Annotated in this window: 21 protein-coding genes and 1 pseudogene; 10 read left to right on the top strand and 12 right to left on the bottom strand. The window is 69.7% G+C overall.

Translation table 11 applies throughout. The features are described 5' to 3' along the window. Positions 1 to 304: 304 nt before the first annotated feature. The gene (locus ACIRRY_RS28800; RefSeq protein WP_403977865.1) at positions 305 to 889 is read left to right on the top strand and encodes a hypothetical protein; all 585 of its coding nucleotides are present in this window, start codon (positions 305 to 307) and stop codon (positions 887 to 889) included. 50 nt (positions 890 to 939) lie between these two features. On the opposite strand, the gene ACIRRY_RS28805 is transcribed toward ACIRRY_RS28800, so the two are convergent. After that, the gene (locus ACIRRY_RS28805; protein ID WP_403977868.1) at positions 940 to 1593 is read right to left on the bottom strand and encodes a TetR/AcrR family transcriptional regulator; all 654 of its coding nucleotides are present in this window, start codon (positions 1591 to 1593) and stop codon (positions 940 to 942) included. Positions 1594 to 1744: 151 nt separating this feature from the next. Here ACIRRY_RS28805 and ACIRRY_RS28810 point away from each other — a divergent pair, with 151 nt between their 5' ends. Both ACIRRY_RS28810 and ACIRRY_RS28815 read left to right on the top strand, forming a co-directional pair. Next, positions 1745 to 2800: a medium chain dehydrogenase/reductase family protein gene (locus ACIRRY_RS28810; RefSeq protein ID WP_403977869.1), complete on the top strand. Its 1056-nt coding sequence runs from the start codon at positions 1745 to 1747 to the stop codon at positions 2798 to 2800. A 52-nt stretch (positions 2801 to 2852) separates the two neighbouring features. Further along, on the top strand, positions 2853 to 3440 hold the full coding sequence (locus tag ACIRRY_RS28815) for an ester cyclase (protein ID WP_403977871.1): 588 nt from the start codon (positions 2853 to 2855) through the stop codon (positions 3438 to 3440). Positions 3441 to 3488: 48 nt separating this feature from the next. Here the strand turns inward: ACIRRY_RS28815 and ACIRRY_RS28820 are convergent, their stop codons facing one another. The 7 genes from ACIRRY_RS28820 to ACIRRY_RS28850 all read right to left on the bottom strand — a co-directional run bounded on the left by ACIRRY_RS28820 (position 3489) and on the right by ACIRRY_RS28850 (position 12445). Next, positions 3489 to 3923, bottom strand: coding sequence for an NUDIX domain-containing protein (locus ACIRRY_RS28820; RefSeq protein WP_403977874.1), 435 nt, complete (start codon positions 3921 to 3923; stop codon positions 3489 to 3491). Positions 3924 to 3932: 9 nt separating this feature from the next. Further along, positions 3933 to 5687 carry an RICIN domain-containing protein gene (locus ACIRRY_RS28825; protein WP_403978361.1) on the bottom strand — a complete coding sequence of 585 codons (1755 nt, stop codon included), beginning with the start codon at positions 5685 to 5687 and terminating at the stop codon, positions 3933 to 3935. Positions 5688 to 5719: 32 nt separating this feature from the next. After that, positions 5720 to 7969 (bottom strand): beta-galactosidase, encoded by a 2250-nt coding sequence (locus tag ACIRRY_RS28830; protein WP_403977877.1) that lies wholly within the window; start codon positions 7967 to 7969, stop codon positions 5720 to 5722. Positions 7970 to 8015: 46 nt separating this feature from the next. After that, the gene (locus tag ACIRRY_RS28835; protein ID WP_403977880.1) at positions 8016 to 8951 is read right to left on the bottom strand and encodes a carbohydrate ABC transporter permease; all 936 of its coding nucleotides are present in this window, start codon (positions 8949 to 8951) and stop codon (positions 8016 to 8018) included. After that, positions 8948 to 9862, bottom strand: coding sequence for a carbohydrate ABC transporter permease (locus ACIRRY_RS28840; protein WP_403977883.1), 915 nt, complete (start codon positions 9860 to 9862; stop codon positions 8948 to 8950). The genes ACIRRY_RS28835 and ACIRRY_RS28840 overlap by 4 nt, the downstream gene beginning before the upstream one ends. A 2-nt stretch (positions 9863 to 9864) precedes the next feature. Further along, the gene (locus ACIRRY_RS28845) at positions 9865 to 11253 is read right to left on the bottom strand and encodes an ABC transporter substrate-binding protein (RefSeq protein WP_403977886.1); all 1389 of its coding nucleotides are present in this window, start codon (positions 11251 to 11253) and stop codon (positions 9865 to 9867) included. Positions 11254 to 11407: 154 nt separating this feature from the next. Then, complete coding sequence (locus ACIRRY_RS28850) at positions 11408 to 12445, bottom strand: LacI family DNA-binding transcriptional regulator (protein WP_403977889.1); 1038 nt, start codon at positions 12443 to 12445, stop codon at positions 11408 to 11410. Positions 12446 to 12793: 348 nt separating this feature from the next. On the opposite strand from ACIRRY_RS28850, the gene ACIRRY_RS28855 reads away from it, so the two are divergent. Further along, positions 12794 to 13648: a chitosanase gene (locus ACIRRY_RS28855; protein ID WP_403977891.1), complete on the top strand. Its 855-nt coding sequence runs from the start codon at positions 12794 to 12796 to the stop codon at positions 13646 to 13648. Between the two features lie 218 nt (positions 13649 to 13866). Beyond that, positions 13867 to 14790, top strand: coding sequence for an SDR family oxidoreductase (locus ACIRRY_RS28860; protein WP_403977893.1), 924 nt, complete (start codon positions 13867 to 13869; stop codon positions 14788 to 14790). On the opposite strand, the gene ACIRRY_RS28865 is transcribed toward ACIRRY_RS28860, so the two are convergent. Further along, positions 14774 to 15181 carry a sigma factor-like helix-turn-helix DNA-binding protein gene (locus ACIRRY_RS28865; RefSeq protein WP_403977895.1) on the bottom strand — a complete coding sequence of 136 codons (408 nt, stop codon included), beginning with the start codon at positions 15179 to 15181 and terminating at the stop codon, positions 14774 to 14776. The genes ACIRRY_RS28860 and ACIRRY_RS28865 overlap by 17 nt on opposite strands. An 86-nt stretch (positions 15182 to 15267) precedes the next feature. Continuing rightward, positions 15268 to 15492 (bottom strand): annotated as a pseudogene (locus tag ACIRRY_RS28870) (RNA polymerase sigma factor); the annotation flags it as partial. Between the two features lie 218 nt (positions 15493 to 15710). Here ACIRRY_RS28870 and ACIRRY_RS28875 point away from each other — a divergent pair. The 4 genes from ACIRRY_RS28875 to ACIRRY_RS28890 all read left to right on the top strand — a co-directional run bounded on the left by ACIRRY_RS28875 (position 15711) and on the right by ACIRRY_RS28890 (position 20323). Continuing rightward, the gene (locus tag ACIRRY_RS28875) at positions 15711 to 16547 is read left to right on the top strand and encodes an alpha/beta hydrolase fold domain-containing protein (protein WP_403978364.1); all 837 of its coding nucleotides are present in this window, start codon (positions 15711 to 15713) and stop codon (positions 16545 to 16547) included. 191 nt (positions 16548 to 16738) lie between these two features. Next, positions 16739 to 17386, top strand: coding sequence for a TetR/AcrR family transcriptional regulator C-terminal domain-containing protein (locus tag ACIRRY_RS28880; RefSeq protein WP_403977898.1), 648 nt, complete (start codon positions 16739 to 16741; stop codon positions 17384 to 17386). 376 nt (positions 17387 to 17762) lie between these two features. Further along, positions 17763 to 18497 (top strand): acetate uptake transporter, encoded by a 735-nt coding sequence (locus tag ACIRRY_RS28885; RefSeq protein ID WP_403977901.1) that lies wholly within the window; start codon positions 17763 to 17765, stop codon positions 18495 to 18497. A 32-nt stretch (positions 18498 to 18529) separates the two neighbouring features. Next, positions 18530 to 20323 carry a CocE/NonD family hydrolase gene (locus ACIRRY_RS28890; protein ID WP_403977904.1) on the top strand — a complete coding sequence of 598 codons (1794 nt, stop codon included), beginning with the start codon at positions 18530 to 18532 and terminating at the stop codon, positions 20321 to 20323. A 36-nt stretch (positions 20324 to 20359) separates the two neighbouring features. On the opposite strand, the gene ACIRRY_RS28895 is transcribed toward ACIRRY_RS28890, so the two are convergent. After that, on the bottom strand, positions 20360 to 21049 hold the full coding sequence (locus ACIRRY_RS28895; protein ID WP_403977906.1) for a TetR/AcrR family transcriptional regulator: 690 nt from the start codon (positions 21047 to 21049) through the stop codon (positions 20360 to 20362). 158 nt (positions 21050 to 21207) lie between these two features. Here ACIRRY_RS28895 and ACIRRY_RS28900 point away from each other — a divergent pair, with 158 nt between their 5' ends. Then, a complete protein-coding gene (locus tag ACIRRY_RS28900; RefSeq protein WP_403977909.1) occupies positions 21208 to 22233 on the top strand; it encodes a LacI family DNA-binding transcriptional regulator in 1026 nt (341 codons plus the stop codon). Here ACIRRY_RS28900 and ACIRRY_RS28905 read toward each other — a convergent pair. Beyond that, positions 22216 to 26169, bottom strand: coding sequence for a glycosyl hydrolase (locus ACIRRY_RS28905; RefSeq protein WP_403977912.1), 3954 nt, complete (start codon positions 26167 to 26169; stop codon positions 22216 to 22218). The genes ACIRRY_RS28900 and ACIRRY_RS28905 overlap by 18 nt on opposite strands. Positions 26170 to 26396: the final 227 nt, after the last annotated feature.

The raw sequence follows: 26396 nt of genomic DNA on the forward strand, positions 1-26396 counted from the left end.
CCAGCGTAGGCGAAATCAGGTAAAACACCAGGTCAGAGCCACTTTACCGAGGCCATGAACGGGCGGGTGAGGGCGTTTCGGGAAGCGGACGGCGGCGCTGTCGCGCACCGCACCCGGAACGCGTCCGAGGGCCCGCCGAGGCCGCGTACGACCCCACTGCGGACGCCCCCTGGGGCCTCAATTCCTTTCTGCGGCAGGCCCTTTGAGGGCGGACCGGCTACGGTGGACGGCCGGTCCGACAGGTTCGCGGCCACAGGGGACGGAGCCGGTCGAGGGGGAAGCCGTAGCGGGGGAAGGAAGAGCGATGCCGGAAGCCGGTCCGTTCGAACTGGAAGCCGTCGTGGTGGCGCAGCCGAAGCGTTCACGGTGGCGCAGATATGAGGGCCCCGTGCTGGCCGTGTCCACCGTGGAAGGGACGCAACTCGCCCTGCTCACGCACACCGACGACACGAACTCCCTCCTCACGGACACGTCCGGCAGGTTCCTCGTCCATATCAACAGGCGTGCCTCGTACGGGCAGTTCGGGCCGGTGCGGTTCCGCTTCACCGACGTCACGGATCGGGAGCTCGGCACCGCACGCACCCACGGACTCATCAACAGCCGGCAGTTGAGCCTGCGGACGGGAGGGGGACGTCAACTCCTCCTCACACGGCGGGGTTACACCTCCATCGAATGGCAGCTCACGGAGACCGACCCGGAACAGAGCCCGGCGCCGGAGATTCTCGGCCGGGTCACGGTGAGCAGCATCGACTCGGTGCTCGGTCTACAGCAGTACGTCGTCGAGACCGACGCCCGCCTGGACACCTCCGAACGGCGCACCGTCATCGCCTCGGTCGTCTGTCTGCACCTGGTCCGCCGTCCTCCGGACGACCACGGCACGTCCTTTTGAGAGGCGCGGTGCCCCACCTCACCGAGCCGGATCCGGCGGGTCCCGCACCGTCATGTCGACGGTGCCGCCAGGTCCGCGAGTTCTGAGTCGAACAGCAGCGCCGGGTCGAACCCCATACCCGTGAAGTGGCCCGCGAGTTCCAGGGACAGCACGCCGTGCAGGCGGGTCCAGCAGGTCAGGGCGCGGTGCAGGGACGCGGGTGGGGCGGGGTGGTCGCCCGCCCAGTGCCGGTGGGCCGTCAGGTCGACTTCGAAGGGTGTCAGGGGAGCGTCCGCGGGCAGGCCCGCGCTCGCGTCCAGCAAAGTCCGCATGATCTCGGACGCGATCCCTGTGACGTCGTCCGGCGCGTGGTAGCCCGGGACGGGTGTGCCGTAGATGAGGAAGTAGCGCTGCGGGTCGTCGAGAGCCCAGGCGCGCAGGGCGTGGGCCAGGCCGGGCAGGTCGGCGCCGGACTCGGCGGCCGTGCGGAAGGCGTCGGCGAGGCTTCGGTACGCGTCCCGGATGAGCTCGGTGATCAGGTCGTCACGGCTGGCGAAGTAGCGGTAGAGGGCGGGCCCGCTCATGCCCATCCGCTTGGCGATCGCGTTGAGGGAGAGCGCGGAGGCGCCGGCCGTGCCGATCTGCTCCCGCGCGTGTTCCTTGATCTCCGCGCGCACCTGGTCGCGATAGCGCTCACGCGGTGTCTTCGTGCCCGTTTCCACCATGGCCGACCGCCTCCCACTCCCACTGAACTACACGCTCAAGTTTCAGTTAGAAGCTATCACGATCACACTTGACGACCCCTTCTCGCGTGAGTTACAACTTATAACGAACACGAAAGCCCATAGCTCGCCGCGGATCACAGTGGAGGCCGCCATGAACAACACGGACAGCACGAAGAACACAGCCGACGCACTCGTCGAGGTCGTCCTGCCGGGCAAGGTGGAGCCGGAGGGCCTGGAGGTCCGGCAGGGAGCCCTGCCCGTCGCGGGCCCCGGGCAGGTCGTGATCCGGATGGAGGCGACCGGGATCTCCTTCGCCGAGCAGCAGATGCGCCGCGGCAAGTACTACGACCAGCCCCCATTCCCCTTCGTCCCCGGCTACGACCTGGTCGGCACCGTCCTCACCACCGGCGCGGGCGTCGAGCCGGGCCTGGCCGGCACCCGCGTCGCAGCGCTGGTGAAGGTCGGCGGCTGGGCCAGTCATGTGCTCGTCGACGCGGCCGATCTGGTGCCGGTGCCCGAGGGGGTCGGCGCGGCCGAGGCCGAGACCGTGGTCGTGAACGGCATCACCGCCTGGCAGATGCTGCACCGCAAGGCCCGTATCCGCGCCGGCCAGACGATCCTGGTGCACGGGGCGAACGGCGGAGTCGGCACGGTCCTGGTCCAACTCGCCCACGCGGCAGGGGTGCACGTGATCGGCACCGCCTCCCCGCGGCACCACGACACACTGCGCGCCCAGGGCGTTCAGCCCATCGACTACCGCACCCCCGACCTCACCGCACGCGTCCGCGAACTCGCCCCGCGCGGCGTGGACGCCGTCTTCGACCACGTCGGCGGCCCGGGCATCGTCCGGTCCTGGCACCTGCTCGCCCCAGGCGGCACGCTCGTCTCCTACGGCAGCGCCTCCACCCGTGACGACGAGGGCTCCAAGCAGTTGCCCGTACTCAAGCTCCTGGGCCGGGTCTGGACGTGGAACGCGCTGCCGAACGGCCGCCACGCCTACTTCTTCAACGTCTGGGCCGGACGGGCGTTGAGCAAGAACCGCTTCCGGGCCCGGCTGAGTGCCGACCTCGCCCAGGTCTTCGCGGCCCTCCAGCGCGGTGAGGTCAACGCCCAGGTCGCCGCCCAACTGCCGCTCGCCCGCGTCGCCGACGCCCTGCGCCTGGCCGAGTCCGGCACGGTCGCCGGCAAGGTCGTCCTGACCCCGTGACGTGCCCGTCGCTCAATCCCCCACTCCCCCGCCTGCGTTGAGAGGATCTGCCATGACCACCGTCCCGTCCGCCCGCACGCCCCGACGTCACCGCGCCCGGCTGCTCGTCCCGGTGGCCCTGGCCGTCCTGGTCTGCACGGCCACGACCGCCACCGCCTCGGACACCTCGCCGAGGACCCCTGCGGCAACGATCACGGATGTCCGGAGCCACCACGACGGCGCGGGAAGAACGAAGGCGATGCTCGACGACTGGATCCGGCTGTGGAACGGCGACTTCGACCGGGCGCCGGGGATCATCTCCCCCTCCTTCCGCGTCCACGCCGCCCTCCTCGACGGCGGTGACGGCAGCTCGATCCGGGGTGTCGACGGACTGGTCGCCTGGATCGCGCAGACACGCGCCGCGTTCCCCGACCTCCGTTTCACCGAGCAGGTCGCCCCGCTGGTCGACGGGCGCTACGCGTCCGTACGATGGACGGCCACCGGCACCTACGTCGGCGGTTTTCCCGGCGCCGAGGCCGCCCCCGGGACGGTGGTCACGTTCACCGGCACGGACACACTCCGTATGCGCGACGGCAGGTTCGTGGAGTACTGGGTCAACACCGACACCCTCCAACTCCTCACCCAGCTCAAGGCGTTGTGATGACAGGGCGACTGTGATGGCAAAGCGGTCGCGATGACAGGGCGGCTGTCAGGCGCCCCACGCATCGACGTGTCCGAGGACGTAGTCGGCCAGCTCGGCCGGCTGGAGGTTGAGGGCTGCGACGGCCGGACGGGTCATCGCGACCCTGACCGGTTCGAAGTCGCCCGTGTCGGGGTCGTCGAGTTCGGGACCGTGGCGGCGCTCCAGGTCCATGTCCAGCAGGTCGGCGAGGAAGAAGTGCTGGACGACGCTGGTCGTCCCGAGCGGTTCGGTCAGAGTGAGGACCTCGGTGGCGGGGCCGATCGTGGCACCGATCTCCTCCAACGCCTCGCGCCGCAGGGCCGCTTCGAGGTCCGCGTCGGCGGGTTCCACGCTCCCGCCGACGGTCGTGCAGTACGCGTCGCCGCCCGGCCAGCCCCGCTTCAGGAACACCAGATGACCGTGGTCGAGCAGGACGACACGCGCTTTGTGACGGACCCTCATGGGCGGAGCCTAGGGGACGAGCTTCCACTCCTGCGAGCCGTCCGTCGCCGCGCTCTGCAGGGTCAGCGGCGCCCCGTCGGACGCCCCGGTCAGGTACAGGGCGGTGTTCTTGACCGACTGGAGCGTGTAGTACCCCTGCGTGGTCCTGATCAGGTTCCAGCTGCCGGTCGCGCTGTTGTCGACCCACTGCCCGATCCGCTGACCGGCCGTCGCGTTGCCGGTCCAGATGGCCGCCGCACGGCCACCCGACTTGTTCAACAGGGTTGCCCCGCCGTTCGGTTCGGTGACGACGTGCCAGTACTGGGTGTCCGGATTCGAGGCGGAGCCACGAGCCTCCAGGACGACATCGGGAACGTTCCCGTTGCCGATGTTCGCGTCGTTCGTCTTGCTGCCGGTGCCGATCACCTGACCGGTCTTCCGGTTCACCAGCCGGTAGTAGGCACCCTTCGACCGGCCGAGGTCGACCTCGGAGAAGGCGATCGTCGAGGTGCCCTGGTTGTTGAGGATCGCGATCCGGCCGGTGCCGTCGACGTACTGCAGATCGCGGCTGTATCCGGCCCGCGAGGTCGTCTGGTATTCCGTCCAGACCCCGTCGCTACGACCGCTCTTATTGACCCAGACGTTGCCGCTGCCGGCCGCGTTGTAGGCCAGGCGTCCCCCGGGCAGCCTGATGAGGACCGGACTGCCGCCGGTCGCGAGCGCACGGGAGCCGGTGTCGAGCGGCAGCGAGGTGACGGCGTCGCCGGTGGTGGAACTCCGGTAGAACTTGAGCGGGTTGTCGGCGAGCAGGTACCGGGTGTTGGCCCCGCCGCCCCAGTACTCGTACGTGAGCAGCCACTTGCCGTCCGTGGTCCGCACGACGTTCGTCATGCCCGGCCGCCCGCCGCCGATCTCCGTCTTGCCGCCGCCCATGTTCTGGGTCAGTCCCGCGACATCGACGACCGGCCCGCTCCACTTGGCGCTACGGCCGTCCCAGGTCCTGTGGGCGAGGATCTGCCCGTGCGAGTCCGTGGCAGTGTCGTTGGCGGGGTCGAGCGTCGGGGCACCGGTCTTCGCGTCGAAGCCGGTGTAGTCGTTCTCGTCGGAGTAGTAGCAGACCAGTTGGCCCTTGTAGACCATCAGGTACGGCTCCCAGATGGGGTCGACCTGCTGGTGCGTGTTGGCCGTGGCGACGTTCTGCCCGATCGCGCCCGCGCTGCCGCCCTGCCAGTCGCCGGTCGCGACGACATTGAGGACCTTCCAGGACTTGCCCTGGTCGGTGCTGGAGTACAGCGCGATGGCGAGGTCGCTGCGGTCGCCGTCGTTGGAGGGCGTCCAGTTCGGGTCGGCCGCCTTGTGCTCCTTGTAGTACTGGTCGTCGCCCGACACGACACTCGCGAGCAGCAACGTGCCGCGCTTCAGCTTTCCGACGGTCTGCGGCAGCGTGTAGAGAAAGGGGTTGGTCCAATTGCTCGTGTACTTCGCGTACTTGGGGTCCTTGGACAGATACGCGGGAGCCTTGACCTCCGACAGCGGCTGCCAGCTCGTCCCGTGGTCGTCGCTCTTGTAGACCGGGAGCGTCTGTCCGTCGGCGCTGCCCGTCGCCGGTACGACGGTGGACTTCTCGAAGGACGCGACCAGCCGCCCGTTCGGCAACTGGGCCGACTTCGGGTAGACGGCGCAGTTGCCCCGCCCCTTCAGGCACGGCTCGTTGCCGAGCTGGTAGAGGACTCCGCCGGTCGGGTTGTACGCCTGAGCACCGGTCGTCATGGGGATCGCCAGCATCGCGGCGGCCCCGACGAACGTGCCCAGCGCCTTCACTGCTCTGCTTCTTCGCACAGCTGCTCCTTCGAGTCGTTCTCTGTGTCCTGTTTCGGGTCCTGCTTCGGGTCCTGCTCCGAGTCCCTCTGCGGGGAGACGAGTACGCGGACGTCCCACGGGCCGAGTTCCAGCACCTCGCCGGCGGCGAGGGACGTGCCGTTCAGGGCGTCGACGAGATCTGCCGGGACCGCCGAACGGGCGGGCTCCCAGGTCCAGTTGTGGACGATGTGCACCCGTCGGCCGTCGGGCGAGGTACCGGTCGTGGCCGTGACGGACGCGGGCAGATCGCCCCATCCGCTGCGGGCGACCGGCGCCAGCCACTCGGTGAGCGCGCGGGCGAGATCACGGCCGGGCACGGTGCCGACACAGGTGACCCGCCCCTCCCCGTGCCGGCGGCTGGTCACGGCGGGCCAGCGCCCGAAGTGCGGGTGCTCATAACTCACGAGCACCTCGGCGTCGGTGACGGTCAGCCCGTCCGCCCAGTGCGTCGCCGTCGCGGACTCCGGCAGGGAGAGGGGGCTGTCCGGCACGGCACGGACGGGCACGGGCTGCGCGAGGTTGCTGAATTCGTCGTACGACACTCCCGCCGCGCCGGTGAGACGGGCGGGGGCGGGCTCGTGCCGGGCGCGGGCCTCCAGGTCGGCGTAGCCGGTGCGGGGGCCGAGGACCAGGTGGCCGCCGGCCTGCGCGTAGGCGGCGAACCAGTCGAGCGTGCTGTCGTCGGCGAGGTACAGGGCGGGCACGACGAGGACGGGGTGGCGGCGGACGGCCTCCTCGGGGGCCACGCCTGCGCTCCCCCGGAGGGGGGACCCCCAGCCGCGCGGGTCGTGCAGTTGACGGGCGTGGACGACGCGGACCTGGCGTCCGGCGTCGAAGGCGCCGCGGTAGAAGGGGTCGAGGATGCGGTGGTAGGCGGTGGGGTCCGGTTCGCCGTCCGGGGTCGCGAGGGGCGGGTGCTTCTGCATCAGCCATTTGCTGGGGGTGGAGTAGACGATCGTGATGTCGGCGTCGGGTTCGAGTCCGGCGACGAGCGGCCCGGCGGTCTCGAACTCCTCGCCCAGCACGGCGAGTTCGCCGTAGGTGCGGCCCGGTTGTCCGCTGTGCGGGAGGACTCCGCCCCAGTAGGTCTCCGCGCCGAAGCGCAGGGTCTGCCACTGCCAGTACTCGATCATGCGGGCGCCGCGGCCGACGAGGGCCCAGGCGGCCTGGCGCCACTGGCCGTCGTAGGCGGGGCGGTTGTCCCAGGCGAAGCCGATCGAGGACGCGTTGGTCTCGGTGACCAGGAATGGTTCCTGGCGGGAGGAGAACATCCAGTCGGCGGTCTGGTAGAGCGACCAGACGCCGGTGGTCTTCCACTTCTGCTCGTGGGTGTCCGGGGTCGGGTCGGGCAGGAGCAGGCCGTCCTGCATGTCGTAGTACGGGTTGCCGGTGGCGATGTCGAGGCGGTCGGTCAGCTCGTCGTCCTCGACTGCCGGGCGGGTGTAGGAGATACAGGTGGTGACGAAGTGCTCGGGGCGGGCGTACTCGCGGACGAGGTCGGCCTGCCAGCCGATGAACTCGGTGACCTGGCGGGCCTGGAACTCCCGCCAGGCGACGTCGTACTGGGGCTGCGCGTTGCCGTCGGGCGTCCACAGGTCGGCCCAGGTGGACAGGCGGTGGGACCAGTAGACCAGGCCCCACTCGCGGTTGAGGGTCTCGACGTCTCCGTACTTGGCGCGCAGGTGGTCGGTGAAGCGCTGGAAGACGCCGTGGTTGTGGAACAGTTCCAGGCCCGGTTCGTTGTCGACCTGGAAGCCGATGACCGCCGGGTGGTCGGCGTACCGGGCGACGATCTTGCGGATGATCCGCTCGGCGTGGAAGCGGAACGCGGGGTGGGTGAAGTCGACTTCCTGTCGGGCGCCCCAGCCGATGCGTTCGCCGGTGCGCCGCTCGCCGGTGATCTCCGGGTACTGGCGGGCCAGCCACGGCGGTACGGCGTAGGTGGGGGTGCCGAGGATGACGGAGATGCCGCGTTCATGGGCGCCGTCCAACACCGGTCGCAGCCAGTCGAGTTCGAAGCGGCCGTTCTCGGGTTCCCAGGTCGACCAGACCGACTCGCCGATCCGGATCACGGTGAAGTGCGCGTCGGCCATGAGGTCGAGGTCGCTCTTGAGCCGTTCGTCGGGCTGCACGGTGGAGCCGTAGGCCGGCGAGTACTCGTGGTAGTACGCGGCGCCGAACAGGACACGGGCAGGCAGAGCCGCCATGGGGGGAAACCTCCGGGGAAACGAGAAGTGGTACGGGGAACGCGGGTTACTGCTTGACGCCGCCGGTGGCGAGGCCGCTCTGCCAGTACCGCTGGAGCAGCAGGAAGGCCAGCACGAGCGGGATGATCGAGATCAGCGATCCGGTCACGACGAGGGCGAGCATGTCGCTGCTGGCTCCGGCGCCGCCGTTCTGTGCCTGGGCGGCCCAGGAGGAGAGCCCGACCGTGATGGGGTACAGGTTCGGGTCGTTGAGCATGATCAGCGGCAGGAAGTAGTTGTTCCAGGTGGCGACGAGCGTGAAGAGGATGACGGTCACCAGCCCGGGCGCGAGGAGCCGCAGCGCGATGGTGGTGAAGATGCGGAACTCTCCGGCGCCGTCCATGCGGGCGGCCTCGATGAGGCTGTCGGGGACGGCGTCCTCGGCGTAGATCCGCATGAGGTAGAGGCCGAAGGGGCTGATGAGGGAGGGCAGGATGACGGCCCAAGGGGTGTTCACCAGACCGGCTTTGGCGAAGAGCAGATAGGTGGGGATCGCCAGCGCGGTGGTGGGGATCATGATGGCGCCCAGCACCAGGTTGAAGGCCGCGCCGTGGCCGCGGAAGCGGTACTTGGCGAAGCCGTAGCCGGCCGCCGCCGCGAGCAGCGCGGCGCCGAGCGCGCTGACCCCGGCGTAGAGAACGGTGTTGAGCAGCCAGCGGCCGAACACGCCGTCGTCCTGGGTGAAGGTGGCCTTGATGTTCGACAGGAACTGGGGCGCGTGGGAGAACCACAGGCCGAAGCTGTTGAACAGGTCCTGGGTGCTCTTGGTCGAGGCGACCAGCAGCCAGAACAGCGGCAGCAGGAAGTACGCGAGGACGGCGAGCATCGCGATGGTGAGCGGGGTGCTGCGCCGGTGCGCGGACCGGCGCCGCGCGGGGCGGGCCTCGGAGGTAACTCCCTTTTCCTGCACGGGGGTTGAGGCGGTGGGCGTCACGGTGGTCATGCGCTCCTCCTGCGGTTCGCGGTGAGCAGGAAGGCGTACGACACGATCACGATGACCAGCCCGAGGATGAAGGACACCGTGGCCGCGTAGTTGGTCTGCTGGCTGATGAAGGCGACGGAGTAGGCGTAGAGGTTGGCGGTGTAGGAGCTGTCGATGACGTCCGGGGCGACCTTCATCAACAGGCTCGGCTCGTTGAAGAGCTGGAAACTGCCGATCACCGAGAAGAGCAGGGTGAGGGTCAACGCCGGGCGCAGCGCGGGGAGTTTGATGGACCAGGCGATGCGCCAGGCGCCGGCGCCGTCCATGGCGGCGGCCTCGTACAGCTCACCGGGGATGGTGCGCAGGGCGGCGTACAGGATGATCATGTTGTAGCCGACGAACTCCCAGGTCACGATGTTGGCGAGGCTGCCGAGCATCCAGCTGCCGGAGAGGAAGTGCGGGGCCGGCAGATGGAGGTCGTGGCTGATCTGCGCGAAGGGGCCGAAGTCGGGGCCGTAGAGGTAGCCCCACATGAGGGTCGCGATCACGCTGGGGACGGCGTACGGGACGAAGATGCCCAGGCGGATCACGCGGGCGAGGCGGAGCAGGCCACTGTCCAGCGCCAGGGCGAAGAACAGCGCGAGCAGCAGCATCACGGGGACCTGGATGACGAAGAACAGGGCCACCCGGCCTATGCCCTTGAGGAGTTGGGGGTCCTTGAGGGCGGTCACGTAGTTGTCCAGGCCGACGAAGGTCGAGCCGCCGATGAGCTTCTCCTGGAAGAGGCTGAGGTAGGCGGCGTAGCCGAGCGGGGCGAGGAAGAGGAGCAGGAACAGCGCCATGAAGGGGGCGATGAACAGGACGCCCGCGGTGCCGACTTGGCGCCTTCGGGGCGGTGCCTTGGTGCGCGCCGCCGTTGTCGTGGTGGCCATGGTCAGCCTCCCTTGACGGTGAAGCCCTGGCTCTTGGCGAAGGTCGTGATGCGTGACTGCCAGGAGCCGAGCGCGCGGACGGTGTCCGTCTTGTCCGCCAGCGACTTGCCGACGGTCTCGGTCCAGTCCGTGGCCACCCGGTCGAGGAACGGCGGCCACTGGAAGGCGGGGTCGACCTGGGCGCTGATGTCCGCGAAGACCTGGTTGACCTTCTGGCCGCCGTAGAAGGCGGGCGCGTCACCGAGGAAACTCGCCTCGGAGAGCAAGGTCTTGGTCGCCGGGAAGAAGAACTGCTCGGTGGCGAACATCTTGGCGCTGGTGGGGTCGCTGTTGAGGAACTGGGCGAACACCGCTGCCTGGATGGGGTTCTTGGTGGAGCGGATGACGGCGGTGGTCGAGCCGCCCCAGTTGCCGGAGCTGGGCTTGGCGGCGTCCCACTGCGGGAGCGGGGCGGCGCGCCACTTGCCGGAGGTGGCCTTCGCGGAGCCGGAGAGGAAGGCCGGCCCCCAGGCGCCGGTGAGCCAGGTCGCGTACTTGCCCTTGTTGAGGGCCGCGTACCAGGAATCGGTGAAGTCCGGCTCCACGCCGATCACGCCGTCCTTGGCGAGTCCACCCCAGTAGGCGCCGAGCTTCTGGGAGACCGCGTCGTCGACGCTGACGGTGATGTCGCTCTTGCCGGAGGTGACGTACGGCTTGGCGCCCGCCTGCCACAACAGGCCGTGCCAGGCGGCAACCTGGTTGGCGGCGAGGTTGGTGAGGTAGACGTCCGGGTCGGCCTTGTGCAGCCTGCGCGCGGCGGCCGCGAACTCGTCCCAGGTGGCGGGAACTTGGATGCCGTGCTGGTCGAAGATGTCCTTGCGGTACAGCATGCCCATCGGCCCGGTGTCCTGCGGTATCGCCCACACCTCACCCTTGCTGCCGCTGACCTGGCCCCAAGTCCAGTCCACGAACGTCGACTTGAGCGCGGAGGCGCCGTAGGGACGCAGGTCCAGCAGGCTGTCGGTGATGGTGAACGTCGGGATCGCCTGGAACTCGATCTGCACCATGTCCGGGGCGCCGCTGTTCGCCTTCAGCGCGGTCCGCAGCTTCGTGTACTGCGGCGTGCCCTGACCGGCGTTGACGACCTTGACCTTGACGGCCGGGTACTTCTTCTCGAAGAGCGCGACCTCCTTGTCGATGTTCGGCACCCAGGTCCAGAAGGTGAGCTGGGTCGGCGTCTTCATCGCCTTGTCGATGTCGGCCTGACTGACCGCCTTGCTGGACGAGCCACTCGTACCACCGTTGTCGCCGCCGCAGGCGGACAGGGTTGCGGCCAGCGACACGGCTCCGGTGGCGGCGAGAAAGCCCCGACGACTGAGAGACGAGGGCGAGTTGGAGAAGATTCCGGACATGATGAACTCCCGAGAGAGGGTACGAGGAACCAGCACACCAACAGAGGCGTGCTGAAATTTCAGGTGAGGTGAGCGCGCCCCTCAGGGGCGCGGGGAACGGCGCGACCAGCCCCCACCGGCCCGCTGACAAAAATCAACGGACCCGGCGGAGGAACTAGCGGGGCGAAGCCGTAGACGCCCGAACAATGAGCTCAACCGGCGGATCAGCCATAGGCAACGGTTCCGCCTGAGGGTTCTCGATGGCATGAACCAACAGCTTCAAACCGTCCTGCGCCATCGCATCGAACGGCTGCCGCACAGTGGTCAACGGCGGCGTCACATACGCGGCAACAGGCGTGTCGTCGAACCCGACCACGCTGACATCCTCCGGAACCCGCCGCCCCGCTTCCGTCAGCGCCCGCATGAGCCCGATCGCCATGTCGTCATTCGCGGCGAACACGGCGGTGACGGCAGGATCGGCGACGAGTGCGAGGCCGGCCGCGTAACCGGACGCCGCGGACCAGTCGCCCTGCACGACCGGCGGCTCCACCCGCCCGTGCGCGGCGAGCGCGGCACGCCAGCCGTCGAGCCGGTCCCGCGCCGAGTACCAGCGCTGGGGCCCGGCCAGATGGTGGACCGTGGTGTGGCCCAGTTCCAGCAGATGCTCGGTGGCCGCCCGCGCCATCTGCCCGGAGACGATCCCGCCCGTCACGACATGCGGAGCGACTAAGGGCGGCGGCGCCCCGAGGACGAGCACCGGCACATCGACCCGCGCGGACAGCTCCGCGCCGCCCTCCTCGTCGATCGGCTCGGAGATGACGATGCCGTCCACGCCCTGGTCGAGGAGCGAGTCGACGGCGCCGGCGATGCCCGCCGACTCGCCTTCCATCGTGTTGACCACGCGGAGCGCGTAGCCGGTGTCCCGGACGGCCCGCTCGACGCCCATGAGCAGCGAGGCGGGACCGTAGAGGGCGGTGCCGAGCGTCACGACGCCGATGGACCGGGTACGTCCGGAGGCGAGGGCGCGGGCCGCGTTGTTGGAGCGGTAGCCGAGTTCCTCGGCCGCCGACAGGACCCGACGGCGTACGTCTTCCGAGACGTACGGCTCGTCGTTCATGACCCGGGACACCGTCTTCTGCGACACGCCCGCCAGGCGCGCCACGTCCACGCTGCGCGGCGCGGCTCCCGCGCCGCGTCCTGCCACTGGTGTCATGGTGTCTCCCGATCTCCGGCAGTCGAATCCTAGCCTCAGTCCGGTGTATGACTGCGCTGTCATGACTGCGCAGTCATATCTACGCAACCGGACGGGGCACGTCAAGAGTTCGCGCAACATCCGCGAAATATGACGACATCCGCGCGACTTCGGACACCTCGGACACCGTGAGCGACAAGAGCGGGCAAACCGTCAAACACCGCCATCGCACAGACACGCGACTCTCGTTCATATCTACGAACTTGGCTCCGGGTGGGTGCCCACGAGGCCGAACCTCTGATAGTTAACTTTCCTATCAGTTCCACGGCACGACCAACTCCCCACCCCCCACCACCATTTGGAGTCCCCGTGGTCCACCCGTTCCACGACCCCGCGACCACCGAGCCGACGAGCCCCTCTCGTCGTACGCTGCTCGCGCTCATCGGTGTGTCGCTCGCGGCGGCACCTCTGCTGCGCACTCCGCAGGCCTCGGCGGCCACCAAGGCCGCCAAGGCGATCGGCCTCGACGACCCGGCGAAGAAGGAGATCGCCATGAAGCTGGTGTCGAGCGCGGAGAACTCCTCCCTCGACTGGAAGGCCCAGTACAAGTACATCGAGGACATAGGCGACGGCCGCGGCTACACCGCCGGCATCATCGGCTTCTGCTCCGGCACCGGCGACATGCTCGACCTCGTGCAGCTCTACGCGACCCGCAAGCCCGGCAACGTCCTCGCGAAGTACCTGCCCGCCCTGCGCAACGTCAACGGCACCGACTCGCACTCCGGACTCGACCCGAACTTCCCCAAGGACTGGCGCACCGCGGCGGCGGACACGGTGTTCCAGCAGGCGCAGAACGACGAACGCGACCGCGTGTACTTCAACCCCGCCGTCAGCCAGGGCAAGACCGACGGGCTGCGCGTGCTGGGCCAGTTCGCGTACTACGACGCCATCGTCATGCACGGCGACGGCGACGACTCGACCAGCTTCCGCAACATCCGGGCCCGTGCCCTGCGTTCGGCCAAGCCGCCGGCCCAGGGCGGCAACGAGACGACGTACCTCAACGCCTTCCTGGACGCGCGTGTGTGGGCCATGAAGCAGGAGGAGGCCCACAGTGACACCACCCGCGTCGACACCGAGCAGCGCGTCTTCCTCCGCAACGGCAACTTCGACCTCAACACTCCGCTGAAGTGGAAGGTCTACGGAGACAGCTACACCATCAACTGACCGGTCACGTGGCCCAGTTGGGCGTGACGCGGGCGGACAGAACGGCGCCGGGACCTGTGCGAGGGTCCCGGCGCCGTGCCGTCAGGGGTGATGCCTGCGGCGTATCGCCTTATGCGACACAGGCGTTGGACGCCGGCACGGGCCGTTCCTAGCGTGGTGCACGAGCCCGCCACGTTCTGCTGTCGGGTCGACCCGAACAGACCTGGGGGATCTCCACTGTGCGTGTTTTCGTTGCGGGCGCGACGGGTTACATCGGCTCCGCCGTCGTGCGCGAACTCCTCGACGCGGGGCACCAAGTACTCGGCCTGGCCCGCTCGGACCCGGCCGCCGACTCCTTGACGCGCTCCGGCGTCGCCGTGCATCGCGGTGACATCGACGACGCCGACAGCCTGCGCGCCGGAGCCGCTGCCGCGGACGGCGTGGTCTACGCCGCGAACCAGCACATCTCCGAGACCACCGACCCGGCCGCACGTGCGAAGGCCGAGTTGAACGCGGTGGACGCGATCGGCGCGGAGTTGGAGGGCACGGGCAAGCCCTTCGTGGTCACCTCGGGAGTCATCGGCCGTACGCCGGGCCACCTGCTCACCGAAGAGACTCCCTCAACTGCCAACCCCGTCACGGCACTACGGCTCCAGGTGGAGCTGTCCGTCCTCGCCGCGGGCGAGCGCGGAGTACGGTCGTCCTCCGTACGGCTGGCCCCGACCGTGCACGGCCGAGGGGACGCGCGCGGATTCATCCCGACGCTCGTCGGCGTCGCTCGTACGACGGGAGTGTCCGCCTTCGTCGGCGACGGGTCGAACCGGTGGCCGTCGGTGCACCGACGTGACGCGGCGACCCTGTACCGACTGGCCCTGGAGTCCGCCCCGGCCGGTACACCCCTGCACGCGGTCGCCGAGGAAGGGGTGCCGTTCCGGGACATCGCGCGGGCCATCGGGCGCCAACTGGGGTTCCCCGCCGTCAGTTTGACCCCTGAGGAGGCGGGCCGGCACTTCACCGGTTTCCTCGCCCCGCTGGTCGCGCTCGACAACCCGGTGTCGAGCGCCCTGACCCGGCAGCGCACGGGATGGCGGCCGACGCACCCCGCGCTGGTCGCGGACATCGAAGAGGGTCATTACTTCGGGGAGTTCAGCGCAGAGCACTGATCCGGTCCGGGGTGAGGCGAGGGTTCGACCGAAGGTCCTCGCGTCCCTCGGCGGCCACCAGCTCGCGGGCCTCGACCCGGCTGGCGCGGACCCGTTGCGTGGCGTCGCCGTGCCGGGTGTCGGCCGTGGCGGCGAGGGCGGCCGCCAACTGGGCCCGGCCGCGGTTCAGTCGGCTGCGCACCGTGCCGACCGGTACCCCGCAGACCTCCGCGATCCGTTCGTACGAGGAGCCCCCGGTGGCGAAGTGACGCAGCACCAGTGGCATGCGCAACGCCGGTGACAGCTCCTGCAGCGCCTCCCAGCCCCAGTCGCGCAGCGCGTTGCGTTCGAGCCACTGTTCCGGGCCCAACTGCGTTGACCGCAGCGGCAGTTCGTCCGTGGGGCGGACCACCACCGCCTCCGCCTCCGCAGCCGCAGCCGCAGCCGCAGCCGGGCGGCGTTGCGCACGATCATCCGCAACCACGCGCCCACCGCCTCCGGATCACGTACGCCCCCGATCCGCAGCAGTACCGTCAGCGCCGCGTCCTGCATCACGTCGTCGGCGTCCGCGCCCGGCCCCAGGATGCTCACCGCCACGGCGCGCATCCCCGCACGGTGTCGCGCCAACAGCAGCCCCAGCGAGGCGACTTCGCCCGCCTGCGCCGCGTCCTCCGGGTCCTCCGTGTCGTCCGGGTGTGGCACCCTCGCGACGTACCCCATCATGAGTCCTTCCCGGCTCCTCCTGGCGTCGGCTGTCGGTTCCGGCTGTTGGTTCCTGCTGCCGGTGCCTGCTGCCGGTTCCGGTTGTCGGTTCCGGTTGTCGGGGCACCCTGACGAGAGCCGTCCTCCGGGCCGGAACGCCCGGGCCCGGAGGACGGCTCACCGTTCACGGCTTCGGCCGGGTGCCGTGGGTCAGGCGTCCGCCAGCCAACTGCCGATGAATCCGGCGGGTACCCGTCGGGGCAGCTGGCAGCGGCTACGACCTGCTGAAAATGTTCGACACCTCGCTCGGTTACGTCTGGCCCGCCAAGCAGAGCCAGATCTACGGCGAGCTGACCAAGCTGGACGCGACCGGCCTGATCAAGGTCACGGAGGAGGGCCCCCGGGGACGCAAGCAGTACTCGCTCACCCCCGAGGGGCACGCGGAGACCCTGCGCTGGCTCACCGAGAACCGGGAGAGCAGGCCGCAGCGCAACCCGATGCTCCTGCAGACCTTCTTCCTGGGGCTCCTCCCGCGCGACGAAGCGATCCAGCGACTCCTCGACCACGCGGAGGCCTCGGCCAAGGAGCACGACACCCTGGTCGCACTCCGGGACACGGAGGAGTGGGACAAGGACATGCTCACCGTGTGCGGCAGGCTCGTCCTCGAACACGGCATCCGGCAACGGGTGTTGGAACAGGAGTGGGCCCATTGGGCCGCCGAGCAGCTCCGCGCGGGACACATCCGTACGGCCGACGAGACCGGCTGGACCGCGCTGCTCGGGGCCTCGCGGGGCGGCCCGGACGTGTCTCCCTGTGCCGCGCCCGCCCGTGCCGAGGACCTCGCGGGCCTTCCGCCGGCCTTCCTCGATGTCGGCACCTCCGAGACCTTCCGCGACGAGGTCGTCACCTATGCCGACCGGATCCGGCAGGCGGGCGGCACGGCCGAACTGCATGTCTGGCCCGGCGGTTTCCACGGTTTCGCCGGCTTCGCCCCGCAGGGGCGGCTGTCCCGGTCCGCGATCGCCGCCCAACTGGACTGGCTGCGCAGGCTGTTGGGAGAGAGGAGCGCGGACTGACCGCACGCCACCCCGCTCGGGACCGATCCGACCACCTGCCACCTGCCACCTGCCACCTGCCACCTGCCAGAGCGAACGGATCGGCTCCGCTCCCCCGCCCCTCATCGGCTAGCGTCCGCATCGCTGGATCTGTCGTCCCAGCTCCCTCCTCGCGACTCCCCAAAGAGGGCGATAACATCGTTATCACGCCCATGGGTCATGGCACTTCCGCCCCCGCACAGGCGGGCCCCCCACCGCCCGCGAACCGCGCCAGGGCGCTGGTGACCGCCGCGCTCCGGATCGTCGACGAGGGTGGGCTCGACGCCCTCACCATGCGTCGGCTGGCGGATGCCAACAAGCTCCAACTGCCCGCCATCTACCGGGTGTTCAGCAACAAGCAGGCCCTCCTGGACGAGATGGCCGAGGCGATCCTGGCCACGGCGCTGCCAGACACCCCCGAGAACCACTGGGAGGCCGAAGTCCCGCTCCTCGCCCGGCAGTTGCGGCAGGCCCTGCTGGCCCAGCGCGAGGGCGCCCGGATCGTCGGCGGCAGCTACGCCGCGAAACGGCACAGCCTCACGCTCACAGAGCGCCTCGTCGGCGTCATGCGAAGCGCGGGGTTCGACGAGGTCGCCGCGCTCTGGGCCACGTCCACCGTCTTCTGCTACGTCCTCGGCGACACCCTGGAACAGCAGGGCCTGACCGACGACGCCCGCGACAGACTCACGTTCCCCGGCGCGCGCGAGACGTACCCCCACCTGTTCTCCACCCCCGTCGAGGAGATCCTCAACTTCGACGACCGCTTCGAGTTCGGCCTCGGACTCATCCTCGGCGGCCTCCACGGGCAGCTCCCGCAGTAGCGCCGCCCCTCGTTTCGAGGACTCCCCACCCTCGTTATGGAGAATATATCTCCACTTTTTTCGGCCCGGGAAGCCCTACGACCCACCTCTCCCGGACGATCACCCGCCGCCCGCCCGGCCACTCCGGGCGGGACTCCGGATACCCCTTCCCATCAGGGACGATCCCCGAGATCCGCGCACTGACGCCGCACCCATGAAGCCGCCCCCGCACCGCGGCCGACCCGCCGAAAGCCGCCGCCGAGGCGGCATCGAGGGCGTTTTCCACTTCGGTTCGATCCCTTGGCAGCCCCAACGGTCGTTCCCAAACTACCGACCATTCGGTAGACGGCACGGGTCGAGCGCCCCCGCTGTCGACATTCCAGAAGGGTTGATCACCATGGCCGAAGTGTCGCTTCACGCTGCCCAGAGCCCGCCGGTCCAGGCCGTCACCACCACCTCCCACATCGGTCACGCGACAGCCGTGGGGGCGGCCGGATTCGCGTGGTGCTCGCTCATCCTCGGCCTGCACACCGCCGGCGTCATCGACGCGGCCGACGGCACGATCCTGCTGGCGGGCACCTTCTTCTACGGCGGCCTCGTCCAACTCGTCGCGGGCTTCTTCGCGTTGGCCTCCGGCGCGACCTTCGCCGCCGCGTTCCTGACGGCGTACGGGGCGTTCTGGTTCGGCTACACCGCCATCGAGTTCTGGGCGGCACCCCATATCGCGGGAGCGGCGGCGGCAGCGGCGAAGGCCGGCGGGGCGTCGGCGGAAGCGTCGGCAGCGGCGGGCGGACATGCCGTGATGCAATCGCTGGGGCTGTTCCTCATCGCCTGGCTGGTCGTGACGCTGGTCTTCGCCGTGGCCAGTCTGGGCACGAACGCGGTGATCGTGACCGCGTTCTCCCTGCTGACGCTGACGATCGTGCTGCTGGTGACCGCCTACCTGGGCGCTTCGAGTGCGGGCGTGCCGAGCGACTCGGTGCTGCACGCCGCCGGATACGTCGAGATCCTGCTGGCCGCCGTCGCCTTCTATCTGGTCCTGGCCGAGCTGACCAACGACATCCGCGGGCGCACCGTCCTCCCGCTCTTCGCCCTGGCCCGGGACCGGCAGGCCGTCGCGCAGCCGGCCTGACGCGGAAACCCCCCACCAGCTCAAGGAGCCGCATGAAGAAGCCCAAGGCAAGAGACCGGACCAAGCTGCCCCACCGCATGTCCGTACTGAGCAGCGCCTCCGCGGTGCTCCTCCTCGTGGCCGCAGGCCGGACGGCGGCCACCGCACTCCCCACGCACGCAACCAACTGGCAGCCACCCACCGCCAGTTACGCGACGAGCGCGCCCGTCCACACCACCGTCACCATGGACGACGGCGTGAAGATCGCCGTCGAGGTCGTCTACCCGACCGCCCCGAGCACCGGCGCACGCGCGTCGGGCCCGTTCCCCGTGCTCCTGACCCAGAATCCCTACGGCGCACAGCGCTCCGACCCCACGGACAGCGGCACGTACTTCGTGCGGCGCGGCTACATCTACGTGGCCTCCGCGGTGCGCGGCACCGGTGACTCCGGCGGGCAGGTCGACTGGTTCGGGGACCGGCAGGGCAAGGACGGAGCCGCCCTCGTCGACTGGGCGGCCCACACACTGTCGGGCTCCAACGGCAAGGTGGGGCTTGACGGTTGCTCCTATCTCGGGGTCGACCAGTGGTTCACCGCCGCGGCCGTGGGCAAGAACTCCCCACTGAAGGTCATCACGCCGTTCTGCACCGACTCGGACTTCTACAACGACCTCACGGCGAACGGCGGTATCCCGACCCCCTTCGTCGCCGGTATCGCCCAGGCCGAACCGCGCGGCCCCGAGGACGACCCCGCCACCGACTCGCAGTCGGTGACCATCGCCCAGCAGGCCACGGGCGGTTCACGCTCGTACGACGACGCCTACTGGCAGTCCCTGAACGTCCAGAAGCTCATGCCTCGGATCGTGGGCAACAACATCCCGGCACTGACCGAGGCCGGCTGGAACGACCTCTTCCCCGGCGGCAACCTCGGCGCCTATGTGTCCGCCCAAAACGCTTACTACCACCGCCCGTTGACCGATCCGATCTCCTCGGACGACCCCGTCACCGGGCGGTATCAGGCGATCGTCGGACCCTGGACCCACGGCGAGCACGTCAACGAAGAGGCGCTCCAGGCCATCCGCCTGGAGTGGTTCGAGACCTGGCTCAAGAACGCGCCCACGGGCATGGCCAACACCTCGAAGCCACTGCACCTGTTCGAGAACGGCGCGAACACCTGGGTCGACAGCGCCGCCTGGCCCCTGTCCTCCGACACCCGCACCTACTACCTCGGCAACGGCTCCCTCACCCCCGGGAAACCGACCGACCAGGGCACCGACTCGCTCTCCTGGAGCGCGGCGACGGCGGCCGACACACTGACGTACACCACCGCCCCGCTCACCAAGTCGGCCCTGCTCGACGGCCCGACCGACATCACCCTCTACGCGAAGTCGACGCCACCGGAGACCGAACTGTCGGCCAAGCTGAGCATCGTCGCCCCGGACGGGACGGTGACCAAGCAGGCCGACGGAATCCTCCTGGGCAGCCAACGCGCCGTAGACTCTCAGGAGAGCTGGTACGGCGACAACGGCACCCTGATCAAGCCGAGTCACCCCTTCACGCAGGCGTCACAGCACCCGGTGACACCCGGGCAGACGACCCGCTACGACATCTCCCTGCTGTCCAACTTGACCAAGATCCCGGCCGGTTACCGGATCCAGATCAGCATCAACAGCCAACCCCCCGCCGACTTCCACTTCCCCGTCGCCCCGACCCCACAGGAACTGGTGAACCTGGCCGGGGGAACCTACACCGTCGAACGGTCCCCGCAGTCCGCGTCCTTCGTCAACCTGCCCCTGACGACGCCGAGTTCGGCCACTCCCAGCAGCGACAACTGGGGACCGTCCTCCTGACACACGGGTGGCAGGTCCGTCCGTACGACGGACCTGCTACTCCTCCTCTACGGAGGCGGGCCTGACCAGACCCATCACCTGTTCCACCGTCTCGTTGCTCAAACTCGGTGTCGTCAGCGGCAGGTTGTCGGGACGCTGCCGGATGCCGTTGAGAATGATCTCGAAGTACCGGTGCCAGACATCGGGCCGCTTGCCCTGGGTGAACTGACTGGCGGCACTGAGCATCTGCACGACGACGGGAATGTCGGAGGGAGTGATCTCCGCACGCAGATCCCCGCTCTCCTGTGCCCGGTGGATCAGGGCCTCCAGGAAGGGGAGCATCCCGCCCCGCACCGTCTCCATGGGCTCGGAACTGTGGCTCCCCAACATGATGACTTCATGCAGGCCACGGTTCTCGGCGAGGTCGGCCCCCATCTCCGTCAGGAAGTCCACGAACCCTTCCCACGGATCGGGGTGAGCGAGTGCCCGCTCCACGGACGCCTGCCGCATCCCGAGATCCTGCTCGAACAGCGCCCGTACCAGGGTCTCCTTGTCGGGGAAGCGCCGGTACACGGTGCCGACCCCGACCCCCGCGTGCCGGGCCACGTCGTCGAGCGTGACCCCCAGCCCGTGCTGGCCGAACACCTCCCGCGCCGCACGCAGGATCTTCTCCCGGTTGAGGGCGGCATCGCGCCTCAGCGGGCGGTTGCCCTCGCTCGGAGCATCGGCTCCGGAACCCTCAGCCATAACTCCATGTTAACCCTGTTGATCACAGGCCGATTTGGCCACGGCCCCCAGCTCCCCGAGGCACCCGGCGGAAAACGTTGCAACACCCGTCGGGGTAGACTGACGCCGCCCATGGGAACCGCGTCGTGCCTGGTCGCACGGCTGTCACAGCGAGGGGGGTGGGCGCCATTCAGGTCCGCCCCGCCCGTATTCAGGATGTCGCGGCCGCCGCAGGCGTCTCGGTGTCCACGGTGTCGAACGTCCTGAACCGGCCCGAGCGGGTCAACGCCCGCACCGCCGAACGGGTCCGTGACGCGGTCGCCGCGCTGGACTACGTCCCGCATCCGGGAGCCGCCGGGCTGCGCACCGGGCACTCGTCCTCGATCGGCCTGGTGCTGCCCGACGTGGCCAATTCGTTCTACTCCCGCATCGCCCGGGGCGCGGCGGACGCGGCCTACGACCACGGTTACTCCCTCGTGCTCTGCGACAGCGGTGACGCCCCCGAGCGGGAGGAGGGCTACTTCACGATGCTGATCGAGCAGCGGGCCGTGGGCGCGGTGGTCGTGCCGCTCGGCGCCGACCCCACCCGGCTCACCCGGCTGCGCGAGCGCGGCATCCCGCTGGTCCTCGCGGACCGCGCGCTGCCGGCCCAGGACGGCTGTTCCGTCTCGGTCGATGACATCGCCGGCGGCCGGATCGCCGTGCAGCACCTCCTGGACTGCGGAGCCCGCGACATTCTCGTCGTGAACGGCGAGCGCGGAATCGTGCAGTGCGCCGACCGCTACCAGGGCGCCCGCCAGGCCGTCCGCACCCGGCGCGAGGCACGGGTCCGCCAACTCGTCGCCGACGAGATGACGGTGTCCTACGGCCTGGAGATGGCCCGCGGACTCGACGAACTGCCCGACGCCGTCTTCTGCACCAACGACTTCCTCGCCGCCGGCCTCTGCCGCGGGCTGGGCGAACGGGGTGTCCGCATACCCGAGGAGATACAGGTCGTCGGCTACGGCGACCTCGACATCGCGAGCTTCGTCGGCACGACCCTGACGACGGTCCGGCAACCCGTCGAGGAACTCGGCAGAGCGGCCGTGGGGATGCTGCTCGACGAGGTGGAGGCCCGCGCCGAACACGCCCATGAGACAAGGGTGTTCGCCCCCGACCTCGTCCTTCGGGACTCCACCCGGCCACTGTCAGCCGCGAACCCGTAGCGTCACCGGCCCCATCAACCCCGAAGCGAGCTGCGACGGGAAGGCCCAGGCGGTCGGGGTGGCTTCGGCGAGATACGGCGCCAGGGTGTTGTTGACCGTCACCTCCAGTCGCACCAACCGCCCTGCGGCACCCGGGAGTTGGAAACGGTACGGCGGGCAGAACGCCTCTCCGACCGGCTCCCCGTCGAGGGCGACCGACACACTCCCCCGCACCCGCCCGAGATCCAGCACCGGGTCCGGCCCAGCCGGTACCTCCACCTCTCGCGCGTACGTGACACCACCGCTCCAGCTTCCCAGCCCCAGCAAACTCCACTCGCCCAGCGGCAGTTGAGCGGGTGCGGTCCGCACCCGTACCGGTCCGCGCCAGGCGGAGCCGCCCCGCAGTACGGCCGTGGGCGCGGTGACGACCTCGACCTCCGTGGCCTCCGGGAGCGGTCGGTCCAGTGTCAGGGTCCGCCCGTCGAGCCGCGTCCCGGTACCGTCGCCGATCCGTACCAGCGCGGGCAACTCCAGTGGCAGGTCAAGCGATTCGGTGCCCGGTGGCACGGTGAACCGGAAACGCTGGGCGCGTTCGCGCACGCTGTCCGTGGCCCGCAGCGGCAGTACGGCGGCGGCGAGCACCGGCGCGCCGGTGAGCCACTCGGTGTCCGGCAACGGGTGCGGTCGTACGGCCGCGTAGCAGTGCTGCAACTCCCCCCACCGGCCCTCGTGTTCGACGGTGCGGCCACGCCACTCCCCCGTCCCGGCCTCCCAACCGGCGCCGCTCACCAGCGAGTTCACGACACTCTCCGCACGCACCACGCAGTCGACGAACAGCGCCTCGCGTGGATGGACGGCGTCGGCCACCACCTCCAGGGCGTGTTCGCCCTCTCCGAGGGCGAGTTCGTGCCGGAAGAACATCGGCACCGCGCCCCAGTCGGACTCGTAGTACTCCACCTTCTCCTGCCGCGCGACGACCACCCCGTCGAGCAGCACGGTCACGCCCACCGCCGCGCCCACGACAAGTACCGCCGGACCAGGGCCGTGCAGCGCACCTCGATACGTCACGCCGCCGGACGGCCGTACATCCTCGGGGAGACACATGAACTGCGGACGCGTGCCGAACCCGTCCGGGCGGGTCAGGCAGAAGTAGCTGCCCAGCGGTGTGCCCGCCGAGCCGGAGATCAGTCTCGGCCTGTCCTCGGCGTCCGCCAGCTCGTATTCGAGGAGGTTGCGCGAACTGCCGATCCCTACACGGGCGGTGGCGAGATATCCGGTACCGGTGGTGTCGAGTCGCTCGCCGTTCCACCACACGCGCTTCGCGGCCGCCGCACCGATGTGCAGATCGGCGGGGCCGCGGTGGTCCGTCTCCACGATCGAACGGACCCGGGCGACCGTTCCGGGCCCGGGCACGGGGACCCGTACGAACTCCTCGGGCACCAGGCCCTTGTTGCCGAGCAGACCGTCAGGGTCCGGGATGCCACGGCTCGACGAGTAGAGCGAGACGCGCCAGCCCGACTCGGCGGGCGTGAGGGGCAGTTCACCGGCGAGGACCTTTTCGACTCGGGGCCCGTCGAGTGGATCGGGGGCATGGGCGGACGGCACCGGAGAGAGGACTTGGACCCGGTTGCCGTAGGTCGCCCGGGTCCGCTCCCCACGCGCGTCGGGCCCGTCCGTCTCGGACCACTCCATGGTCCAGATCTGCGGTTCGGCGACGGACGAGCCCGGGGGCAGCGCCATGTCTCCCCAGGTGTTGTCCATGGTGGGAACCAGACGCCCCTCCCAACCGGTCGAGAGGTCGATCACCCGCTCCGGAAGGGGAGTCGGCGCAGCCGTCCGCCGTGTCTGCGGAGCGCCTTCGCGCCATACGACGAGGACGGCGGGGGCTCCCTCCAGTGGCACCTCGATGGTCGAACGGCCCTCGGAGACGGTGACTTGGGCCGGACTGCGGGCGCCGGTCGCCGGGTTCCAGATCTCGGCCTCGGCGACCGGGGCGCGCACGGTGACGGTCGAGTGGCGGGCGTAGCGCGCGGGGTCCGCCACATGGTCGGCGTTTCCCGGCAGCGTCCGGGCGTCGGGGAAGGCGCCCGTCACCAGGGCGACCGCCTCAACTCCCTTTCTCCTCACGAGGATCGGCGTCTCGCCGGTGGCGTGACCGGCGAGGTCTGCCACTGTCGCCGCTCCGGCCTCGGCGTCGCTCGCCCGCTCCAGTCGTGGGTGCTTCAGCAGGGCCGTGACGACGGAGTCGTCACCGGCCCGACCGGCCGCCGTCGCGGGCGGACGGCCCACGACCACCACCCGGCCGCCCGCGTCGAGGAGTTGGACCAGGCGCCGTGCGGTCTCCTCCTCCAGCACGCTCGTCGAGGGCAGCAGCACCGCGCGATACGCCAAGTCCCTTACCCGCAGGGCTCCTTCGGTGGCCGTGGCGCGCTGCACGGACGCGTCGTCGATGACGTCGTAGGAGCTGCGGCGTCGGTCCAGTGAACCGGTGTGCGGGTCGACCCAGTTGTTCGTGCCGCACAGGTCCAGATAGTGGCGCTGTGTCTCGTCGGCGTCGGCGTGGTCGTCGCCGAGGCGGCCGTCGCCGAAGTGCTGGACGGGGGCGTCCAGCGGGATGAGGGACTGCATGGTGGCGGTGGGGTGCAGGACCGCGACATCGGCGCTGTAGGTGCCCCAGGACATGATCGAGCAGATCCGGGCGACGGCGCGGGAGAACGCCGGGTACTGCTGCCAGTAGGGCTGGCGCCAGTCGGTGGACGGCGGCGCCCACTCGAACCAGCCACCCGCGGTGCCGAAGTAACTGGCGTGCGGGTTGTACAGGTTGGCGCCGCTGCGCAGGAACGGCAGGAGCCAGTCGTAGGTGTCCGCCGGTGTGCCGCCCCAGCCGGAGGAGTGGAACGCCTCGATCCAGACGCGCTCGTGGCCGTAGAGCTGGGCCATGGAGGAGTGGACTTTGGAGTCGCCTTCGTGGTCGCTGCCGACGGCGCCGTACCAGCGGTGGGTGCGGAAGTAGTCGGTGTAGATCTGCGTCGACTGGGCCGGGAAGCCCGCCCGCGCCGGGTTGCTCTGATCGGCTCCGATGAGCATGCCGCGTTCGTGGTGCCAGGCGGCCAGGGGCTTGAAGAGGGCCTCTTCGGTGAGTTCGGCGCGGACCGCGTAGTAGTCGGCGCGGATCTTCGCCGCGCGGGCGGTCAACTGGCCGAAGAGGGCGGGCAGATGGTCGAGGAGGTCGTAGCCGCGACGGGCGCGGAACTCGTCGGGGAAGCGGTGGCTCCAGGAGTTCGTGCCGGGCAACTCGTCCTGGAAGCTGCCCGCGATCACATTGCCCAGGAACTCGGGGACGCGCCGGTCGTACTCGTGGTGGACGGCGTCCAGCAGCAGACCCACGGCGTGCGGGTCCAGGTAGTCGAAGGCCGTGCGGACGGCGACGACCAGCCGTACGTCCGTCCCCTCGGCGGCCGGAATCCGCAGGAGGCCGGAGTCGGGTGCCACGGCGAGCCGACGGCCCGTCAAGTCGTAGGCGGCGACGAGGCTTTCGGCTCCGCGCAACGCGACCGTGCCGCCGGTGACGGTGGCCGTGCGGGAGCGCAGGGCACGGCCGGTGGCCTCGGGGTGGTGTCGGGTGACCGTGCCCTGGACGTTGGCGCCGGAGAAGCCGATCTGGTCGTAGAACCACAGGCGGGTGCCGATGTCCCGGGCGATCCGGCAGGCGTCGGTGAAGCGGGACCACCACTCCTCGCCGAACCACGGCGGGTTGTCCGTCCGGGCGCCGAAGGCCGGGCCGGCCGGGGCCAGGTTGATGACGACGAGGTTGTGGATGCCGCCGTCCGCGAATCTGCGCATCTGCCAGTCGAGGCGCTCACGGGTGACCTCGGCGCCCGACCACCACCACAGCGGGGTGGGGCCGAAGTCCCGGGGCGGGGCGTCGAAGAGCTGCTGGAGCGCGGGCGAGATCACGATGTTGGTCCTTCCGAGTGCGGCTCGGTCGCCCTCGCGGCTCAAAAAACGTTTTAGGTCGGCTCAGGCGTCCGCCACCTGCGATGTTGGCACCGGATCCACGGCGCGGGAAGGAGGCAGACCCTGATTGCCCCGTACGCGTGACGGATACGTGCACGAGGGCTTGTTGGAACGTTTTTTGAACCCTATATTCACTGCGACCCCGGCCCAGAGCCGCGAGGAGCCGC

The sequence above is a fragment of the Streptomyces sp. NPDC101776 genome (assembly GCF_044766845.1).
GTDB lineage: Bacteria > Actinomycetota > Actinomycetes > Streptomycetales > Streptomycetaceae > Streptomyces.

Coding starts and splice junctions, on each gene's coding strand:
- ACIRRY_RS28820 (WP_403977874.1), bottom strand. CDS start 3,923: ATGAGGGTCCGTCACAAAGCGCGTGTCGTCCTGCTCGACCACGGTCAT.
- ACIRRY_RS28805 (WP_403977868.1), bottom strand. CDS start 1,593: ATGGTGGAAACGGGCACGAAGACACCGCGTGAGCGCTATCGCGACCAG.
- ACIRRY_RS28850 (WP_403977889.1), bottom strand. CDS start 12,445: ATGACACCAGTGGCAGGACGCGGCGCGGGAGCCGCGCCGCGCAGCGTG.
- ACIRRY_RS28840 (WP_403977883.1), bottom strand. CDS start 9,862: ATGGCCACCACGACAACGGCGGCGCGCACCAAGGCACCGCCCCGAAGG.
- ACIRRY_RS28895 (WP_403977906.1), bottom strand. CDS start 21,049: ATGGCTGAGGGTTCCGGAGCCGATGCTCCGAGCGAGGGCAACCGCCCG.
- ACIRRY_RS28825 (WP_403978361.1), bottom strand. CDS start 5,687: ATGCTGGCGATCCCCATGACGACCGGTGCTCAGGCGTACAACCCGACC.
- ACIRRY_RS28810 (WP_403977869.1), top strand. CDS start 1,745: ATGAACAACACGGACAGCACGAAGAACACAGCCGACGCACTCGTCGAG.
- ACIRRY_RS28800 (WP_403977865.1), top strand. CDS start 305: ATGCCGGAAGCCGGTCCGTTCGAACTGGAAGCCGTCGTGGTGGCGCAG.
- ACIRRY_RS28830 (WP_403977877.1), bottom strand. CDS start 7,969: ATGGCGGCTCTGCCTGCCCGTGTCCTGTTCGGCGCCGCGTACTACCAC.
- ACIRRY_RS28845 (WP_403977886.1), bottom strand. CDS start 11,253: ATGTCCGGAATCTTCTCCAACTCGCCCTCGTCTCTCAGTCGTCGGGGC.
- ACIRRY_RS28835 (WP_403977880.1), bottom strand. CDS start 8,951: ATGACCACCGTGACGCCCACCGCCTCAACCCCCGTGCAGGAAAAGGGA.
- ACIRRY_RS28880 (WP_403977898.1), top strand. CDS start 16,739: ATGGGTCATGGCACTTCCGCCCCCGCACAGGCGGGCCCCCCACCGCCC.
- ACIRRY_RS28815 (WP_403977871.1), top strand. CDS start 2,853: ATGACCACCGTCCCGTCCGCCCGCACGCCCCGACGTCACCGCGCCCGG.
- ACIRRY_RS28890 (WP_403977904.1), top strand. CDS start 18,530: ATGAAGAAGCCCAAGGCAAGAGACCGGACCAAGCTGCCCCACCGCATG.
- ACIRRY_RS28885 (WP_403977901.1), top strand. CDS start 17,763: ATGGCCGAAGTGTCGCTTCACGCTGCCCAGAGCCCGCCGGTCCAGGCC.